A 17,868-nucleotide genomic window follows, 5' to 3' on the forward strand; every position below is an offset into this window, starting at 1 on the left:
CGCCCCCCCCCAGGCCGCGCGCGGGCCCTTCTCAACGCTCCGTGGCGCACAGGCTCATCAGCTCCGCGGCCTTCATGCGCGGGTCCATCGCACGCAATGCAGCGAGCAGTTTCCCGGCTCGATCCGCACCCAGCACATCGACGGTGAGTTCCATGAACTTCGCGTCCTGCTCCTGCTCGGGCATCGGATTCTTGTCGGTGCCGATCGGGTCTTCCACGAATACATGCTCGGAAGCGCCGTTCCTGAAAGTGACCGTCACATCGGCGACGAACTTGCCCGGATAATCTCGCTCCAGCGCCGGTTCCTGGGTGATGCGGATGCTGCGCGCCATGTCGATCACGGGCGTCATGTCGACCTTCCCGGCGAGGTAGTCGCGATGGACCGGATAGCCATTGCCATTGCCGAGCAGCGTGAAGGCAGCTTGAATCGGCAGGCTGAACTGCACATGCTCGATGTTCCTCGGCTCGTACGCATTGGCGTTGGCCGTGCCGACGACGACATTGAAATGAGGCGAGATCTTCAGATGCACGTCGGCAATCTCGTCACGATGGGCTGAAAACGGACGCAACGCGTCGATGTAGGCATGCGTGCAGTAACACGCACAGTAGGCCTTGAGCCAGACGGTAGCGATCTCGAAAGGCCGATCCGAAGCGAAGCGCACTTCGGAGCCATCGCCCGCCGGACGTTGCAGGAAGGTGCGGAAAAAGCCCTTGTTTCCGCTGAGGAACGCGCGCGGTCCTGTGATGCCGGCCTGGGCCATGTCGGCGGCGACGATGCCGTTGCGCGTGCCGATGCCGGCGTGGATGCGCTTGATGGAGCCGCCGGTGGAGGTGTATTCGGTCGTGCCGGAGACATGGCTCAGCGCGATCGCCAGCGCTTGCAGCGTCGTTTCGGCATCGAAGCCGCGGAGTTTGGCGGCGACCGCCGCGGCGCCGAAGTTCGACAGCGTGCCGTGCGGATGAAAGCCGCGCTGCAGCAGATCCGGCGAAGCCAGCAAGCCGATGCGCGCGTAGACTTCGTAGCCCGCGACCATCGCGGTGATCACTTCCTCCAGCGACGAACCGAGTTCCTCGCCGATGGCCAACGCAGCCGGGATCACGCAACTGCCCGGATGGCTGTAGCTGGGACCGTGGGCGTCGTCGTATTCGAATCCATGTCCGTAGGAACCGTTGACAAAGGCGGCGTCCATGGCGCTCATCGTCAACGTTGAGGCGCTCACGCGGCTCGTGCCCGGTCGCTGCTGGCTCGTCGCGTACTTCAGCAATTGTCCGGACCACGGCATCTTCGAAATGCCGATCTGTACCGCGAGCTGGTCGCGCATCAGCCGGTTGATGCCGGCGTGTGCGTGCGCGTCGATGTGCTCGTATCTCAGGTCCTGGATGAACTGCACCACCGCCTGTTCCAGCGGAGGGCAATTGGATGGCACCGAGGATTGTGCTTGCTGTGTTGCGGTCATGGCAGTGTCTCCTTGGAAGTTATGAAAGCAGGTTCGAGCCGGCCGTGCAGGTGCCGGTCGAAGTCAGGTCTGGTTCGGTGCCAGCGGGTCGAGAAGAACTTTGACCACGTCGTCCACTTCGTCGAATTGCAGAATGTCGCGGATCATGTTGTCCACGGTTCGCCGGGCAAGCGGTATCGCCGAATAAGGCACGCATAGCCTGAATTTGGCGATGAAATCTTCTGCGGTGAAGGGATTTCTGGGATGTCCCTTCACGTAGATGCATTCTTTCATCAGCTCGCGCCCGTCGCGCAGCCTGATGGTCAGACGTGCACCCCAATCGGACACGTCGGGGTTCTCTTCGGCGGTGATGCGCGTCATCAACTCGCGCACCTCGGGCCGGGAACGTGCCTCGTCGCTGTACGACTCGAGGAACACCTTGTCGTCGAATGCGGCTATGGCGACGACATAGGGCAGGCTGAACTGGCACTCGGGCACCGTGACCGGATTCCATTTCTTCTCCTGCGGCTCGCACACGGCGCGCCAGCCCGGCGTGGAAGTCTCGATGTGAATGCTCGCAATATCGCTCGCGCCGAACTCGCTTTCCTTCATCGCCTCGCGGATGGCGTCGATGGACGAATGCGAGAAATAGCACGCGCTATAGCCCTTGGTGATGATGTTTTCCATCTCCCAATGTTCGCCCAGATCCTTGAGGATGAAGTCGGGATCGGTCTCCCAGCGCGCCGTGGAGAGATAGCCCTTGGGACCGAGCAGCACCTCGGCACGCGGCCCGGTGATGCCGCGTCGAGCCAACTGGCAACAGGTAATCGCTGCCTGGCTCACGAGCCCGTGATGCATGCGCACCATCAGCGTGGCGGGCGAGTAGATGCCCATGGTGTTGGGTTGCGTCATGGTGCGTGCGATGCCCTGCGCGTTTTCCAGTTCCTCCTGCGTCAGCCCTATGAGTTTGCCGACCGCGGCCACGGCGCCAAAGATGTAGTGACCGCCGCATTCGTGGTGCCTGATCGCGCGATTGATGACCTTATAGGCCGTGCCCAGCCGCACGAGCGTTTCCTGACCGACGGCCATCGCAGCCAAAAACGCCTTGCCCGACACCGGGCCGCAAAGACCGGTCGCGGCAAGCAGCGTCGGCACCACGTATTCGGTGATGTGGCCGGCCTCTTCGTGCAGATCGCCGCAGTCCATCGCGCGCGGCATCGGGCCCATCGCCAGTGCGGCTTCGCTGGCCGGCACGCGGCCACCGTAGAAGGGCAGCGGCGTTTGCGGATTGCCGCCGCGCTCCTTCACGAGCGACACGACAGCGGGGATGCCCTCCATCGCGGATCCACCGATGGTCACGCCCATCGCATCGAGCAGGGTGTGCTTGACGTGACGGATCACGTCGGCCGGCAGGTCGGCGTACTGCGTCTCCAGCGCCATCCGGCACAGCGTGGCCATCGGGTCCTCGACTCCCTGCGGCGTGAATCTGGTCATATCGAAGTCTCCATTCTTTTGCTTTGTGTGATTTGCGGCTTCGGCGTTGTCTCTATTAACTACGATTAGTTAGGCGAAGGCGTGTGAATTGTCGCGGCGTGATTCCGGATTCGATTTGTCACGATGTATAACGCGTGGACGCGCGACGGGGCAATGCAACTGGCGTGGACGTTCCGTACTCTGACAAGGCATCTACCGACATATCGCAGACCCGTGCGGCTAAGTCTTGTATAAGACATAAGACATAAGACATTTGACGAGGTAATCCGTCTCGATTACAATGGCGATAAAAGCAGCGCCCGGAACAGCCTCGGTGTGGCTGAAAAGCCTTTCCCTGAAACGCAATACCAACGGTCCCCCATGCTTGAAAATTTTCGTGCTCACGTAGCCGCACGCGCCTCGCTCGGCATTCCTCCCCTGCCGCTGACGGCTCAGCAGACCGCCGAACTGGTCGAATTGCTGACGAATCCGCCCGCCGGCGAAGAGCAGATCCTGCTCGACCTGATCACCCATCGCGTGCCCGCCGGCGTGGACGAAGCCGCCCGTGTGAAGGCGGGCTTCCTGGCCGCCGTCGCGAAAGGCGAGACCGCCTGCGCGCTGATCTCGCGCGCCCGCGCCACCGAACTGCTCGGCACGATGCTGGGCGGCTATAACATCGAGCCGCTGATCGAACTGCTGTCCGACGCTGAAGTCGGCACCGTCGCCGCCGATGCGCTGAAGAAAACCCTCCTGATGTTCGATCAGTTCCACGACGTCAAGGAACTGGCCGACAAGGGCAACGCGAACGCGCGCGCCGTGATTCAAAGCTGGGCCGACGCCGAGTGGTTCACGAGCCGCCCGGAAGTGCCGCAAAGCCTGACCATCACCGTGTTCAAGGTGACGGGCGAAACCAATACCGACGACCTCTCGCCTGCTCCGGACGCGACCACCCGCCCGGACATTCCCATGCACGCGCTCGCGATGCTGAAGAACGCGCGTCCCGGCATCACCCCGGAAGAAGACGGCAAGCGTGGGCCGGTCAAGTTCATCGAGTCGCTGAAGGAAAAGGGTCATCTGGTCGCGTATGTGGGCGACGTGGTCGGCACCGGTTCCTCGCGCAAGTCGGCCACCAATTCGGTGCTGTGGTTCACGGGTGAGGACATCCCCTTCGTTCCCAACAAGCGCTTCGGCGGCGTGTGCCTCGGCGGCAAGATCGCGCCGATCTTCTACAACACGATGGAAGACGCCGGCGCGTTGCCGATCGAACTCGACGTGTCGAAGATGGAAATGGGCGACGTGGTCGAACTGCGCCCGTACGAAGGCCGTGCGCTGAAGAACGGCGAAGTGATCGCCGAGTTTCAGGTCAAGTCCGACGTCCTGTTCGATGAAGTGCGCGCCGGCGGCCGCATTCCGCTGATCATCGGTCGCGGACTGACCGCCAAGGCACGCGAAGCGCTGGGCCTGCCCGCATCGACGCTGTTCCGCCTGCCGCAGCAGCCGGCCGACAGCGGCAAGGGCTTCTCGCTGGCCCAGAAGATGGTCGGCCGCGCCTGCGGGCTGCCGGAAGGCCAGGGCGTGCGCCCGGGCACCTACTGCGAACCGAAGATGACCTCGGTCGGCTCGCAGGACACCACGGGCCCCATGACCCGCGACGAACTGAAGGACCTGGCGTGCCTCGGCTTCTCGGCCGATCTCGTGATGCAGTCGTTCTGCCACACGGCGGCGTATCCGAAGCCGGTGGACGTCAAGACGCACCAGACCCTGCCGAACTTCATCAGCACCCGTGGCGGCATCGCGCTGCGCCCCGGCGACGGCGTGATCCACTCGTGGCTGAACCGCATGCTCTTGCCCGACACCGTCGGCACCGGCGGCGACTCGCATACGCGTTTCCCGATCGGCATCAGCTTCCCGGCCGGCTCGGGCCTCGTCGCCTTTGCCGCGGCTACCGGCACGATGCCGCTGGACATGCCGGAATCGGTGCTGGTCCGCTTCAAGGGCAAGATGCAGCCGGGCGTGACCCTGCGCGATCTGGTCAACGCGATCCCGCTCTACGCCATCAAGCAAGGCATGCTGACGGTCGCGAAGCAGGGCAAGAAGAACATTTTCTCGGGACGCATCCTTGAAATCGAAGGTCTGCCCGAGTTGAAGGTCGAGCAGGCGTTCGAGTTGTCGGATGCTTCCGCCGAGCGCTCTGCCGCCGGGTGCACGGTGCACCTGAACAAGGAACCGATCATCGAATACCTCAACAGCAACATCACGCTGCTGAAGTGGATGATCGCCCAGGGCTACCAGGACCCGCGCAGCCTCCAGCGCCGTATCACGGGCATGGAGCAGTGGCTCGCCGACCCGCAATTGCTGTCGCCGGATGCGGACGCCGAGTACGCAGCCGTCATCGAGATCGATCTCGCCGACATCCACGAGCCGATCGTGGCGTGCCCGAACGATCCGGACGACGTGAAGACGCTGTCCGACGTGGCCGGCGCCAAGATCGACGAAGTGTTCATCGGCTCATGCATGACGAACATCGGCCACTTCCGTGCCGCGTCGAAGCTGCTGGAAGGCAAGCGCGACATCCCGGTCAAGCTGTGGGTAGCCCCGCCGACCAAGATGGACCAGAAGCAGCTGACCGAGGAAGGCCATTACGGCGTGTTCGGTACAGCCGGCGCTCGTACCGAAATGCCGGGCTGCTCGCTGTGCATGGGTAATCAGGCACAGGTGCGCGAAGGTGCGACGGTCATGTCGACCTCGACTCGCAACTTCCCGAATCGTCTCGGCAAGAATACGAACGTGTACCTCGGCTCGGCGGAATTGGCCGCGATCTGCTCGCGTCTGGGCAAGATTCCGAGCAAGGCGGAGTACATGGCCGACATGGGCGTGCTGGAAGCTGACGGCGACAAGATCTACAAGTACATGAACTTCGATCAGATCGAAGACTTCAGGGAAGTGGCCGACACAGTGAAGATGTAAGCGCTATTGAGCTACGGCGTGTTGTTCTCGTCGTAGTGAAGGGCAAGGGCGCCGCGGGCATTCAGCCTGCGGCGCCTTTTTTGTTGTGGCTACATTGCCGATTGCTGGTAATTTGCGATTCCGACCTTATCGACGAGGCCGATCTGAATCTCGAGCCAGTCGATATGCTCTTCAGTGTCGTCCAGAATATCGACAAAAATCTCTCGCGACACGAAGTCCTTTACCGATTCGCAATAGACGATCGCCTCCCGGCACTTCGCCTGCGCCGATTGCTCCAGTTTCAGGTCGCATTGAAGCACTTCCAGTACATCTTCGCCAATGAGCAGCTTGTCGAGATCCTGCAAATTCGGCAATCCGTCGAGCATGAAAATTCGCTCGATCAGCTTGTCCGCGTGCTTCATCTCCTCGATCGACTCGTCGTATTCGTGCTTACCGAGTCCTTCGAAACCCCAGTGCTTGTAGAGCCGCGCATGCAGGAAGTATTGATTGATGGCGGTCAATTCGTTCTTCAATTCGGCATTCAGATATTGAATAACCTTCGGGTCGGATTGCATGGCGCCTCCTTCCTCGTTGCACGATTAGATGAAGGATAGACGACGGCTGCGAATACGCCGCGAATGCAAGCCGTTCCGAACGGCTCCTTTTTTTCATCTCATCGCGACGTGAGGATAGTATCTTGCGGATACACGGCAATCTGGAGCAATCAGTGAAGAAAATCCTCATCATCGGGATCGGCGCGGGCAATCCGGAATACGTCACCGTTCAGGCGATCAACGCGATGAACCAGGTCGACGTTTTCTTCGTGATGGACAAGGGCGCATCGAAAGCGAAGCTCGTCGAGTTGCGCAAGGAGATCGTCGAGCGATACGTGAAGGACCGCGATTATCGGATCGTCGAGGCAACGAGTCCGGAGCGTCGTCGAGACGTCGCGAGCTATCTCGATGCAGTCGAAACGCTGAATCACGAGAAGCAGGCCGTGTTCGAGCGTCTGATCGAGGAAGAACTGCGTGACGGCGAATGCGGCGCATTTCTCGTGTGGGGCGATCCGTCGCTCTACGACAGCACGATGCGCATCATCGAAGCCATCGACCAGAGCGGGCGGCACGAGTTCGAGTATGAAGTGATTCCCGGCATCAGCAGCGTTCAGGCGCTCGCGGCGAAACATCGGGTCGCACTCAACACGATCGGGCGCGCCGTCGAGATCACGAACGGCAGAGGCATCGCGGAAGGTTTTCCGAAGAACGTGGACAGCGTCGTCGTGATGCTCGACGCGCAGAATGCGTTTCGGCAGGTCGCGGATGAGGATGTCGATATATTCTGGGGCGCCTATGTGGGCACCGACGACGAAATCCTTATGGCCGGCAAGCTGCGTGAAGTGATGGACGATATCGAGCGGGTACGCGCCGAAGCACGCGAGCGCAACGGCTGGATCATGGACACGTATCTCCTCAAGCGCCGCACGCAGCCGAAAGACTGAAAACGAAAACTGCCACCCGAAGATGGCAGTGAAGCTCGACCCGCGTCCGGCGATCAGGCCAGTTGCCGGAGCGTCCGTGCCGCCGCGACCATGTTCTTCAGCGCCGGGATGACCTCATCCCATTGACGCGTCTTCAGGCCGCAATCAGGATTCACCCAAAGCCGCTCGGCGGGAATGCGCTCCGCCGCTTTCTTCATCAGATTGACGATGTGCTCCTGGCTCGGGATGTTCGGCGAGTGAATGTCGTACACGCCCGGCCCGATCTGGTTCGGATAGTCGAAGTCATCGAATGCGTCGAGCAGTTCCATGTCGGAGCGTGACGTTTCGATGGTGATGACATCGGCATCCATATCCGCGATCGACGCGATGATGTCGTTGAACTCCGAATAGCACATGTGCGTGTGGATCTGCGTTTCGTCACGCACCCCGTTGGCCGTGATGCGGAACGATTCGACCGCCCAGCGCAGATACGCCTTCCACTGCGAGCGGCGCAGCGGCAGGCCTTCGCGCAGCGCCGCTTCGTCGATCTGAATCACGCGCACGCCGGCTTTTTCCAGATCGAGCACTTCCTCGCGGATCGCGAGTGCGAGCTGATGGCACGACACCGAACGCGGTTGATCGTCGCGCACGAACGACCAGTTCAGGATCGTCACCGGACCCGTGAGCATGCCCTTCATGGGCTTGTCCGTTTGCGATGCGGCGTACCTGGTCCACTCGACCGTCATCGCCTCGGGACGGCTGATGTCGCCGAAAAGAATCGGCGGCTTCACGCAGCGCGAACCGTACGACTGCACCCAGCCGAAACGGCTGAACGCATAACCATCGAGTTGTTCGCCGAAATATTCGACCATGTCGTTGCGTTCGGCCTCGCCATGCACGAGCACGTCGAGACCGAGCGCTTCCTGCTCCTTCACGGCGCGCGTGATCTCACGTTCCATCGCGGCCTTGTAGCCGGCGTGATCGAGCGCGCCGGCCTTGAACTGGCTGCGTGCGTGACGGATTTCGCCCGTCTGCGGGAACGAACCGATGGTCGTCGTCGGGAAGGCGGGCAGACCGAGAATCGCGGCCTGCTTCTTCGCGCGTTGCTCGTAGGCGCTCTGACGCTTGCCGAGCGCCGCGTCGATCTTCGCGATGGCGGCCTTGACCGTGGGATTGTTCACGCGCGGCGACCGGCGGCGGCTTTCGATCGCGGCGGCGTTCGCGGCGAGCGCATCGGCGACCACGGCGCGACCTTTGCTCAACGCGCCCGCCAGCACGTTAAGTTCGTCGAGCTTTTGCAGCGCGAACGCGAGCCATGACTTGATTTCGGCATCGAGCTCGGTTTCGCTGTTCAGATCGACCGGAACATGCAGCAGGGAGCAGGACGGCGCGATCCAGAGACGATCTCCGAGTCGCCGATGCAGCGGCTCCAGCCATTCGAGCGTCGCGCCGAGATCGCTCTTCCAGATGTTGCGCCCGTTGATCGCACCCACGGACACGACCGCGGTTTCCGGCAATTGGGCGACGGCATCTTCGATTTCGTCACGCGCGTTGATCGCATCGATATGCAGGCCGTCGACCGGCAGCCCGCATGCGAGCGCGAGGTTGTCCTGCAACGGCCCGAAGTAGGTTGCGAGCAGCAGGCGCACGCGGCGCGCCGACAGCGCATCGTAGGCGGTGACGAATGCATCGCGCCATGCCGGATCGAGTTCGGTGACGAGCGCAGGTTCGTCGATCTGCACCCAGTCCACGCCCAGTGCCGCGAAATGGTCGAGAAGCGCCGCATACACCGGCAGAAGGCGCGGCAGCAGCGCGAGCCTGTCGGAGTCGTCCTTCGCCTTGCCGAGCCATAGATACGTCACCGGACCGATGATGACGGGCTTCGCGTTCACGCCCTGAGCGCGCGCTTCGCCGAGTTGTTCGATGAGACGCGAAGCATCGAGCCTGAACTGCGTGTCCGCTTCGAACTCCGGCACGATGTAGTGGTAGTTCGTATCGAACCACTTCGTCATTTCGCCGGCCGCGACGCCGCCGCAGCACGCGGCGTGATCTTCCGCGCCCTGCGCCGAACGGCCACGCGCGACGCGGAAATAGTTGTCCAGCGCATCGCCGTGAAAACCGCGCACGCGCTCGGGCAGGTTGCCGAGCGTGAAGCTCATGTCGAGCCCCTGGTCATAGAACGCGAAGTCGCCGACGGGCACATAGTCCAGATGCGCCTGCTCTTGCCAGTGGCGCGCGCGAAGCCCGGCGCCGGTCGCCTTCAGCGCGTCGCGTGACGATTCGCCCTTCCAGTATTTTTCGAGCGCGAATTTCAGCTCACGCTTCGCGCCGATGCGCGGGAATCCGAGGTTGTGTGCCGTAGCCATCGTGCGGTGTCGTCCGTAGAGAATAAATCATGGACGATGATAGAATTTTTGATGCATGAATAAAAATGGATTGTTTTCATGCATCGATTAACTTTTTTCATGGAGCGGGCGATGCTGGAACGCAGTCATCTGATGGTCGTGCGGGAAGTCGAAAAGCAGGGCTCGCTGACCGCCGCCGCCGACGTGCTGAATCTCACGCAGTCCGCCCTGAGTCATACGGTCAGGAAGCTGGAGCAGCAACTGGGGACGCCGGTCTGGACGCGCGAGGGACGCAGCATGCGGCTCACGCAGGCCGGGCATTATCTGCTTGGCCTCGCGAACCGCATGTTGCCGCAGTTCGAGCAGGCGGAAGTGCGCATGAAGCAGTACGCGCAGGGCGAGCGCGGCACCTTGCGCATCGGTATGGAGTGCCATCCGTGTTACCAGTGGCTGCTGAAGGTCGTGTCGCCTTATCTCGCACGCTGGCCGGACGTCGATGTGGACGTGAAGCAGCGGTTCCAGTTCGGCGGCATCGGCGCGCTTTTCGGCTTCGACATCGACGTGCTCGTCACGCCCGATCCGCTCAGGAAGGACGGACTGCGATTCGAACCCGTGTTCGATTACGAGCAGGTGCTGGTCGTCGCCGAAAACCATGCGCTGGCTTCCGCGGCCTATGTCACGCCCGAGCAGCTTGCGTCCGAAGTGCTCATCACCTATCCGGTCGAGACGGACCGGCTGGACATCTACACGCGGTTTCTGACGCCGGCGAACGTGGTGCCGAGACGTCACAAGGTGATCGAAACCACGGACATCATGATGCAGATGGTCGCGAGCGGGCGCGGCGTGGCCGCGTTGCCGCGCTGGCTCGCGGAAGAATACGCGGACCGTATGCCCATCACGCCGGTCAAGCTTGGCAAGAAGGGCATCGCGAAGAAGATTTACCTCGGCGTGCGCGAGGCCGACCGGTCGATCGATTACCTTGCGGCGTTCATCGCGCTGGCGCGTGAGGCGGACTGGGCGCAGGCGCGCATCCGGGCGTGACGGCGAAGCAAGCCTCCGCTGTCGCGGCTATCGCTGCGTCATCGCCCCGACTACGTCCTGGGTCTTGACGACGGCATGCGCGAGAAACGCGTAGTTGACCATCGCGGCCTTGTAGCCGTCGCCCCAGGTCGGATGACGCGGCCCCGCCGTGGCATCGGCGACAACGTACACTTCGAAGCCCTGCTCGATCAGGTCGCGCAAGTGCGACTCGACACACATGTTGGCGAGCATGCCGCCCAGCACGACCTTGCGCACATTGCGCTTTCGCAGTTGCAGCGTCAGGTCATTCGTCTGAGGACCGAATACCTTGTGCGGACTTACGACGACGGTATCGCCGTCCTCGATGTACGGCTTGAATTCGTCGAGCCAGTCAGCGCCGGATTTCTCGAATCCGCTCAGATTCAGCGCTCCCGCGCGAGCGAACGTGCCGCTTGCGAACTCGTCCGCTTCGAGCGGGCCATTGAACTTCCATGCACGATCGGTCGGATAAAAATAATGCGGCGAAATGAAAACGGCGAACTGCGCCGCTTTCGCGGCCTTGAAGATTTGCAGCATGTTCTCGACGGTTCGGTTCTCCGTCACGCTGGCGCCAACTGCGCCCCAGTTTTTCCCGAGCGGGCTGAGCACGTCGATTTGCGGATCGATAAACACGACGGCCGTGTCGGCCGGATCATATTTCATGGTTCGAGCTCCTTACGGTGTAGTTCGCGCGATATCGCCCCGGCGAATTCAACACAGTTTAGGCAACGTGCCGAATCATTCAACAGGAAATCGGCGCCGCCTGGCCTCGGCTCACTCCGCAGAAAATGGAAGAAACGCGTATCGTGTCGCGTATCCACGACTTCATTCGTTCCATGAACCCTATCCGCCTCGACCCGTTGCGCGCGATCATGATCGCCGCCACCGTTTTCACACTCACGCTGACCGGGTGCGCGTCCTCGTCGCTGAGCTCGCAATCGCAGGCAGCGAATTCCAGTTCGCTCGACGCCGCCATCGCTGGATCGCAACGCACCGACAAGGCCCGCGCGCGCGACATCTATCGTCACCCAAAGGAGACGTTGCAGTTCTTCGACCTCGGTCCAACCCAGGCGGTGCTGGAGATCGCTCCCGGAGGCGGATGGTACACGGACATTCTCGCGCCCTATCTGCACGACGCAGGCCAGCTTTATGAGGCGCAGTATCTCAGCACGTCCGCCGATCTCGCCGCCGAGGACAGCGATACCGATGCCGCCTATCGGCGCAAGCTCGCGGCCGCTCCGGCGGTGTATGGCAACGTCGTTGTCGGTACGTTGCACGCAGGCCGGTTCATCGGCTTCGACGCGCATGAGCGGTTCGACCGCGTGCTCACGTTTCGCAACATCCACAACTGGATCAAGGACGGACAATTCGATGCCAACCTGCGCGCGTTCCATGACGCGCTGAAGCAGGGCGGTGTGCTGGGTGTGGAAGAGCATCGCGCGCGCCCCGGCACGACCGTGCAGCAAATGATCGACACCGGCTACGTGACCGAGGCGTACGTCATAGAGCACGCACAGGCGGCCGGTTTCCTGCTGGTCGCGCGCAGCGAGATCAATGCGAACCCGAAGGATACGAAGGACTATCCGCACGGCGTGTGGTCGCTGCCGCCCACCTACAGGGGTGGCGACGTCGACCGTTCGCGCTATGCCGCGATCGGAGAGTCGGATCGCATGACGCTCAGATTCGTCAAGCCGTAGCGATGAACGGCGATCAATCGCCGGTTCGCATCATCAGTTCTCCGTCGATCGTTTCGACGGGGAGCTTCGTCAGACACAGACCCTTCGCGCCGACCATGCAGCCCGACCTGATATCGAAGCGCAGGCCGTGCGCGGGGCATTGCAGGACATGACCGTCGAGACGGCCGTTCGCGAGCGAGGCGCCGCTGTGCGGACATGAATTGTCGATTGCGTGAACGACGCCTTCGACGTTGAAGAGCACGACGCTACGTCCTTCGACGAATGCGAGCATGCGCGAGCCGGGCGCGAGGTCGGTGCCGCCGGCAATCGATATGTTGTGCGTCATGTGTGTCGTGCTCAGTCGTGCTCAACGCCACGCGCTCAGATCGTCGCAGGGCGTGTGCGCATCCATCCAGTCGTAGGGTTCGTGCTGTCGTCCCCACGACCAGTTGTGCGCGCAAGCCTGGCGTCGCGCGGGCTTCGCGTCCAGATCCGATTTCGATTCGACGGAAGCGGGGCCATTCATCGGCGAAGCGTTTTGTACATCGACGGACATGCTTGAATCTCCTTCAAAGTAATGCCCGAATGCGGACAAAGGTTCGATCGCACGGTCCTGAACGATCAAGACCGCGAAAGCGAGAGCAGAGGCTATGCAAGCGGCTTCTGCGCAGGTTCGTTGGGCGACGCCTGCTCACGCAGAGCATCGATGCGGCTCAGGTCACGCGCATATCTCGACCGGCCGATGGCGAACGCGATCATCGCCGCGACGCTCACGAGCGGAATCAACTGCAGCGCGCCCAGAAGACCGATGCGGTCGGCGATCGCGCCGGTGACGAGCGGACCCGGCGCGAGACCGATCAGATTGTTCGCGAGCGTCAGCGTCGCGAATGCCGAAGCATGGATCGACGCCGGAGTCAGGTTCGCCACCATCGCGCCCGCCGGGCCGGACGTGCCCGCCACGACGAGAATCCCCACGCCGAGCAGGACGAGTTGCAGCGGGCCGGCATCGAGCCTGAAGCCGATGGACAGGCACACGAGCGAGAGCAGGCAGTAGACGACCGCGGTGATCCATTTGCGCGAGGGCGCATTCCTGCAGATTCGGTCCGTGACGACGCCGCACGTGACCATACCGACGCCGCCCAGCAGCACGAATACCGCTGCGCCTGCTGCTGCCTTGTCGGCGGGCAGCGCATAGTAGCGATTCAGGAAGCTGGGCATCCACGCGATCACGGCGCCCATGATGAAGAGCTGCAAGCCGCTGCCGATATACGCGCAGACCACCGAAACCGTCGAGAAAAGGCCCGCCAGAAGGGTGCGCAGGCTCGTGCGCACACCGTCTTTCTGCCGTTTCGCAGCCGGGACATCGGGATACCGCGCGGCGATGCGCTTGTCCGATACGACCAGCCGGTAGGCGATCACGAGCAGCAGGCCGAAGCCGGCCATCGCGCCGAAAGACGCCCGCCAGCCGAAGTGCACGGCGACGAATCCGCCCAGCGCCATGCCGAGCACCGAGCCGAACGCGCCGCCGGCCATGAAGGCGCCGGTGAGCGTGGAGCGCAGGTGCGACGGGAAAATGCTGAGGATGAGCGCAATCCCCACGCTGCCGTACGCCGCTTCGCCGAGACCGACGAAGGCGCGGGCGATCAGCATCTCGCCGTAGTTCGTGGCGACGGCGCAGCCGAGCGTCGCGACGCTCCAGAGCGCTGCCATCAGCACGAGGCTGCGCACGCGGCCCCAGCGGTCCGCGAGGACGGAAAGGGGGAAGGTCAGAAGGCCGACCATCAGCGCGACGACGCCGCTGAGCGAGCCCAGTTGCGTGTCGGAGAGGCCCCAGGTCTGCTTCAGCAGAGGGAATACCGCGTTGAGGACCTGTCGGGACATGTAGTCCGACAACAGTAGTCCGAATGTGAGCGCGAATACGATCCACGCGTATTTGCGCGATACGGCCTTGCCGGCGTTGATGTCGCGCGCGGCGGGCTCGATGCAGTCGATGTCCAAGATTGTCTCCTCCGATGTACGGCGTGGGCCTCGTCGTGCGCGTGTTCGCGCAGCGTGCCGTCGATTTTTCTGACCGGGAAGTCGGGCTTCCCGGCCTGCGCCGTGGAGTTTCAGGTTAGAAGTATGGGCGCGGCGACCATCGCCGCGCCTTCATGCCGTGCTTCAGGCTGCGCGCAGCGGAACGTTGACCTGGCCCGGCTTGCGGTTCGGCGCCATGCCGTTCGCTGCAAGCGTCTCGTCCGCGGTCTCGTACTGCACGCCGATACGGTAGATCTCGCGCGCTTCCTTGCCGCTCGCGATCTCGCGTCCCAGTTCGCGGGCCACGCGCACGCACTGCTCGATCTGCTGTACCGACGTGAAGCGGTTGCCGTGCTGATCGATGATCGTATCTTCGATGCCGCAGCGCGGATGCAGACCCATCGACATCGCCATCATGTTGAACGGCAGGACGTTCTTCAGCAGCGACTCGGCCGTGAGCGTGCAGCCATCCGGCGCGCGGTGGACGAAGTTGAAGAAGTTGAACGGGTTCGGGCCGTCGAAGCCGCCGCCGATACCGATCCACGTCAGATTCAGCGGACCCTTGTAGACGCCCTTGCGCACGAGGCGTTCGAGCGTTTCGAGCGCATGGATGCCGGTGAGCTGGAAGTGCGGCTGAATGCCCGAAGCCTGCAGGCGGCGCAGATGCTCCTCGACCCATGCGGGGCCGGCGGGCACGGTCATTTCGCTATAGGCGGCCATGAACGCGGGATTCGACAGCGACGTGCCTTCCAGATACTCCGGATACAGCAGCTCCATGATGTTCATCTGCGTCGTGTTGATCGCGACGGTCACCTGATCGGGCTTCGGATCGAGTTCGGCGAGCATGTGGCGCGTGTCGTCGGAGAGCCACTTGGCTGCCTGGCCGTCGTCTTCCGGCGCGAACGAGATCGAGCCGCCGACCTGGATGATCATGTCGGGAACGGCGGCGCGCACGCCCGCGATCAGCTCGTTGAACTTCGACAGGCGCTTGGAGCCCTTGCCGTCCAGCTCGCGCACGTGCAGATGCAGAACGGTGGCGCCGGCGTTATAGCAGTCGACCGCCTTCTGGACCTGTTCGTCCATCGTCACCGGAATATCTTCCGGGAAGTCGGCGGGGGCCCATTCCGGACCGTACGGCGCGACCGTGATGACAACCTTGTCCTGGTTTTCGGGGTGAAGCGAATCGTCGAGGAATTGCATGTCTGGCTCCTGCTGAAAATGAATTCGATGTGAGGTGTACTGCGCTGCGCCGCGCAAATATCAATAAGGCACGTCGCCGATGATTCCGGCACGCTCCATCTTTCGATGGCAAGGCGGATAGTCCATGACCGCGTAGTGCTGCGTGCTGCGGTTGTCCCAGATCGCGATGCTGTTCTTTTTCCAGCGCCAGCGGACCTGGTATTCGGGGATATACGCCTGGCTGATCAGATAGCTCAGCAATTGACCCGCGCCCGGATTGGCGTCCTGGCCGAAGCGCACACGCGCGGGCGTGTGATAGTTCGTGAAGTGCGTAGTGAAGGCGTTGACGAAGAGGGTCGCTTCCTTCGTCTCCGGATGCGTGCGCACGACGGGGTGTTCCGCGTCCGGAAACTGGGCTTTCAGCGCGAGCCGCTTTTCGATCGGCATCGCGGCCCCGAAGCTGGCTTCGATGCTGTGGCGGGCCCGCAGGTCGGCGATTTGCGCCTTGACGTGCTCGGGCAGGTTCTCGTAGGCGAGAACCATATTGGCCCAGATCGTGTCGCCGCCGACGGGCGGCGTTTCGACGCAGCGAAGCACGCAGCCGAACGGCGGCGCGGCGCGCCAGGTGGCGTCCGTGTGCCAGGCGTTCTCGTAGCGATCGTTGGGCTGGTCGGGATTCTTGTAGATTCGCACCAGACCCGGATGCTCCGGATCGCTGCCGGCGACCGGATGATCTTCCAGCTCGCCGAAACGGCGGGCGAACGCGACGTGCTCGGCGCGGGTGATGTCCTGATCGCGCAGGAACACCACGCGATGCTTGAGCAGCGTTGCGCGGATTTCCGCGAACAGGCCGTCATCGTGCACCGCATCGGCGATGCTGACGCCGGTCAGTTCCGCTCCGATTGCGCAGGTAATTTGTTCGACGCGCATTATGTGTCTCCTCACACGACGAAAATGGATGAACCGGTGGTCTTGCGCGATTCGAGATCGCGATGCGCCTGTGCCGCATCCTGCAGCGCATAGCGCTGGTTGATCTCGATGCGAATGCGCCCGCTCGCGACGTGCCCGAAGAGTTCGCTTGCGAGCTCGCTCTTTTCGGCCGGATCGGCGATGTAGTCGGCGAGCGCGGGGCGCGTCAGATAGAGCGAGCCTTTCATCGCCAGCAACTGCGGATTGAACGGCGGAATCGGACCGGACGCGGTGCCGACGCAGACCATCAGACCACGGCGGCGCAGCGAGTCGAGCGACGATTCGAACGTGTCCTTTCCGACGCTATCGAACACGACATTCACGCCCACGCCGTCCGTCAGTTCCCGCACGCGCTTCGCGACATCCTCGTGGCTGTAGTTGATGACGTGCGTGCAACCGTGGGCACGGGCGATTTCCGCCTTTTCGTCGCTCGACACCGTGCCGATGACCGTCACGCCCAAAAGGCGCGCCCACTGCGACACGATCAGCCCGACACCGCCCGCCGCGGCGTGCAGCAGGATCGAATCGCCCGGCTTGAACGCATGGATGCGGCGCATCAGATACGAGGCGGTCAGGCCGCGCATGGTCATCGCGGCGGCGGTCGCGCATTCGATGCCCTCCGGCAGGCGGATGAGCGCTGCCGCGGGCGCGAGGCGCTCGGTGCTGTATGCGCCGAGCGTGTTGATGAAACCGGTGTAGGTCACCCGGTCGCCCTCGCGCACCTGATCGACGCCCGCACCGACGGCTTCCACGACGCCCGCCGCTTCCACGCCCATGCCAGCAGGCAGGGGAACCGGATACAGGCCGCTGCGGAAGTAGGTATCGGCGAAATTCAGGCCGACGGCCTCGTGACGCAGCCTGACCTGCCCGGGGCCGGGCATGCCGACCGGAACCTCTTCCCAGCGCAGGACTTCGGGGCCGCCCGTCTCGTGAAAGCGAATCGCATGTGCCATTAGTTTCTCCATTCATGCGCCCGAGCGGTCAGGCTCGCAGCGTGTACAGTGGTTTTTCGCAGCCGGGAACCCGGTCGCAGCGCCGGCCGCTTCGATGCGGGCCGGCAGATGCTGTTTCCTGGCGCTTTTACGCCGGATCGGCTGGTGTGTGAACTCATACGCATCGTAGTCCCGGATGGGCTTGCGCGACCCTCTCGCGTAGGGAGGGGTCCGCCTCCCGCCCGTCGCCCCCCTCCCGGCGCGGTGCGGGGACTTTTACAAGCGGTTTTCACGCGCGCCCGGTCTCATTGCTTCGCCCCTCCCACCGGGAGAGGGGCTGGAATCCCGTTCCTTTCGTATT

The 17,868-nt window shown here is 62.8% G+C and carries 15 protein-coding genes; 4 read left to right on the forward strand and 11 right to left on the reverse strand.

What is annotated here, in order from left to right; translation table 11 throughout:
* Positions 1-31: 31 nt before the first annotated feature.
* Both PQR08_RS09105 and PQR08_RS09110 read right to left on the reverse strand, forming a co-directional pair.
* Positions 32-1,456: an MmgE/PrpD family protein gene (locus tag PQR08_RS09105; RefSeq protein WP_250487256.1), complete on the reverse strand. Its 1,425-nt coding sequence runs from the start codon at positions 1,454-1,456 to the stop codon at positions 32-34.
* A gap of 63 nt (positions 1,457-1,519) precedes the next feature.
* Positions 1,520-2,893: an MmgE/PrpD family protein gene (locus PQR08_RS09110; RefSeq protein WP_250487257.1), complete on the reverse strand. Its 1,374-nt coding sequence runs from the start codon at positions 2,891-2,893 to the stop codon at positions 1,520-1,522.
* A 396-nt stretch (positions 2,894-3,289) separates the two neighbouring features.
* Between PQR08_RS09110 and acnB the strand changes: the two genes are divergently transcribed.
* Entirely contained in the window at positions 3,290-5,875 is a 2,586-nt protein-coding gene (gene acnB, locus PQR08_RS09115) for a bifunctional aconitate hydratase 2/2-methylisocitrate dehydratase (RefSeq protein WP_238211595.1), read from the forward strand.
* 89 nt (positions 5,876-5,964) lie between these two features.
* Here acnB and bfr read toward each other — a convergent pair whose 3' ends face one another.
* Positions 5,965-6,429 (reverse strand): bacterioferritin, encoded by a 465-nt coding sequence (gene bfr, locus PQR08_RS09120; RefSeq protein WP_238211596.1) that lies wholly within the window; start codon positions 6,427-6,429, stop codon positions 5,965-5,967.
* A gap of 152 nt (positions 6,430-6,581) precedes the next feature.
* Here bfr and cobF point away from each other — a divergent pair, with 152 nt between their 5' ends.
* Positions 6,582-7,352, forward strand: a complete 771-nt coding sequence (gene cobF, locus PQR08_RS09125; protein WP_250487258.1) for a precorrin-6A synthase (deacetylating) — start codon at positions 6,582-6,584, stop codon at positions 7,350-7,352.
* Positions 7,353-7,405: 53 nt separating this feature from the next.
* On the opposite strand, the gene metE is transcribed toward cobF, so the two are convergent.
* Positions 7,406-9,697 (reverse strand): 5-methyltetrahydropteroyltriglutamate--homocysteine S-methyltransferase, encoded by a 2,292-nt coding sequence (gene metE / locus PQR08_RS09130; RefSeq protein ID WP_250487259.1) that lies wholly within the window; start codon positions 9,695-9,697, stop codon positions 7,406-7,408.
* Between the two features lie 111 nt (positions 9,698-9,808).
* Here metE and PQR08_RS09135 point away from each other — a divergent pair, with 111 nt between their 5' ends.
* Positions 9,809-10,717 (forward strand): LysR family transcriptional regulator, encoded by a 909-nt coding sequence (locus PQR08_RS09135; protein WP_250487418.1) that lies wholly within the window; start codon positions 9,809-9,811, stop codon positions 10,715-10,717.
* A gap of 27 nt (positions 10,718-10,744) precedes the next feature.
* Here PQR08_RS09135 and PQR08_RS09140 read toward each other — a convergent pair whose 3' ends face one another.
* On the reverse strand, positions 10,745-11,398 hold the full coding sequence (locus PQR08_RS09140) for a cysteine hydrolase family protein (protein WP_238289416.1): 654 nt from the start codon (positions 11,396-11,398) through the stop codon (positions 10,745-10,747).
* 173 nt (positions 11,399-11,571) lie between these two features.
* Here PQR08_RS09140 and PQR08_RS09145 point away from each other — a divergent pair, with 173 nt between their 5' ends.
* Positions 11,572-12,432 carry a class I SAM-dependent methyltransferase gene (locus tag PQR08_RS09145; protein WP_250487260.1) on the forward strand — a complete coding sequence of 287 codons (861 nt, stop codon included), beginning with the start codon at positions 11,572-11,574 and terminating at the stop codon, positions 12,430-12,432.
* Positions 12,433-12,445: 13 nt separating this feature from the next.
* Here the strand turns inward: PQR08_RS09145 and PQR08_RS09150 are convergent, their stop codons facing one another.
* The 6 genes from PQR08_RS09150 to PQR08_RS09175 all read right to left on the reverse strand — a co-directional run bounded on the left by PQR08_RS09150 (position 12,446) and on the right by PQR08_RS09175 (position 17,528).
* Positions 12,446-12,757: a Rieske (2Fe-2S) protein gene (locus PQR08_RS09150; RefSeq protein ID WP_187603637.1), complete on the reverse strand. Its 312-nt coding sequence runs from the start codon at positions 12,755-12,757 to the stop codon at positions 12,446-12,448.
* Between the two features lie 21 nt (positions 12,758-12,778).
* Positions 12,779-12,967, reverse strand: coding sequence for a hypothetical protein (locus PQR08_RS09155; RefSeq protein WP_035499036.1), 189 nt, complete (start codon positions 12,965-12,967; stop codon positions 12,779-12,781).
* A gap of 92 nt (positions 12,968-13,059) precedes the next feature.
* Positions 13,060-14,409, reverse strand: coding sequence for an MFS transporter (locus tag PQR08_RS09160; RefSeq protein ID WP_284509218.1), 1,350 nt, complete (start codon positions 14,407-14,409; stop codon positions 13,060-13,062).
* A gap of 162 nt (positions 14,410-14,571) precedes the next feature.
* On the reverse strand, positions 14,572-15,627 hold the full coding sequence (locus tag PQR08_RS09165; protein WP_035499034.1) for a beta-keto acid cleavage family enzyme: 1,056 nt from the start codon (positions 15,625-15,627) through the stop codon (positions 14,572-14,574).
* A 60-nt stretch (positions 15,628-15,687) separates the two neighbouring features.
* The gene (locus PQR08_RS09170; RefSeq protein WP_035499033.1) at positions 15,688-16,536 is read right to left on the reverse strand and encodes a TauD/TfdA dioxygenase family protein; all 849 of its coding nucleotides are present in this window, start codon (positions 16,534-16,536) and stop codon (positions 15,688-15,690) included.
* Positions 16,537-16,547: 11 nt separating this feature from the next.
* Positions 16,548-17,528, reverse strand: coding sequence for a quinone oxidoreductase family protein (locus PQR08_RS09175; RefSeq protein ID WP_238289409.1), 981 nt, complete (start codon positions 17,526-17,528; stop codon positions 16,548-16,550).
* Between the last annotated feature and the right edge of the window lie 340 nt (positions 17,529-17,868).

It is taken from the genome of Caballeronia jiangsuensis (assembly GCF_046030135.1).
Taxonomy (GTDB): domain Bacteria; phylum Pseudomonadota; class Gammaproteobacteria; order Burkholderiales; family Burkholderiaceae; genus Caballeronia; species Caballeronia jiangsuensis.

What these genes read in the sequence shown, in the direction of transcription:
- PQR08_RS09150 (WP_187603637.1), bottom strand. Translation starts at nt 12,757, where the DNA reads ATGACGCACAACATATCGATTGCCGGCGGCACCGACCTCGCGCCCGGC.
- PQR08_RS09165 (WP_035499034.1), bottom strand. Translation starts at nt 15,627, where the DNA reads ATGCAATTCCTCGACGATTCGCTTCACCCCGAAAACCAGGACAAGGTT.
- PQR08_RS09135 (WP_250487418.1), top strand. Translation starts at nt 9,809, where the DNA reads ATGCTGGAACGCAGTCATCTGATGGTCGTGCGGGAAGTCGAAAAGCAG.
- PQR08_RS09105 (WP_250487256.1), bottom strand. Translation starts at nt 1,456, where the DNA reads ATGACCGCAACACAGCAAGCACAATCCTCGGTGCCATCCAATTGCCCT.
- acnB (WP_238211595.1), top strand. Translation starts at nt 3,290, where the DNA reads ATGCTTGAAAATTTTCGTGCTCACGTAGCCGCACGCGCCTCGCTCGGC.
- bfr (WP_238211596.1), bottom strand. Translation starts at nt 6,429, where the DNA reads ATGCAATCCGACCCGAAGGTTATTCAATATCTGAATGCCGAATTGAAG.
- metE (WP_250487259.1), bottom strand. Translation starts at nt 9,697, where the DNA reads ATGGCTACGGCACACAACCTCGGATTCCCGCGCATCGGCGCGAAGCGT.
- PQR08_RS09175 (WP_238289409.1), bottom strand. Translation starts at nt 17,528, where the DNA reads ATGGCACATGCGATTCGCTTTCACGAGACGGGCGGCCCCGAAGTCCTG.
- PQR08_RS09145 (WP_250487260.1), top strand. Translation starts at nt 11,572, where the DNA reads ATGAACCCTATCCGCCTCGACCCGTTGCGCGCGATCATGATCGCCGCC.
- PQR08_RS09170 (WP_035499033.1), bottom strand. Translation starts at nt 16,536, where the DNA reads ATGCGCGTCGAACAAATTACCTGCGCAATCGGAGCGGAACTGACCGGC.
- PQR08_RS09110 (WP_250487257.1), bottom strand. Translation starts at nt 2,893, where the DNA reads ATGGCCACGCTGTGCCGGATGGCGCTGGAGACGCAGTACGCCGACCTG.
- PQR08_RS09155 (WP_035499036.1), bottom strand. Translation starts at nt 12,967, where the DNA reads ATGTCCGTCGATGTACAAAACGCTTCGCCGATGAATGGCCCCGCTTCC.
- PQR08_RS09140 (WP_238289416.1), bottom strand. Translation starts at nt 11,398, where the DNA reads ATGAAATATGATCCGGCCGACACGGCCGTCGTGTTTATCGATCCGCAA.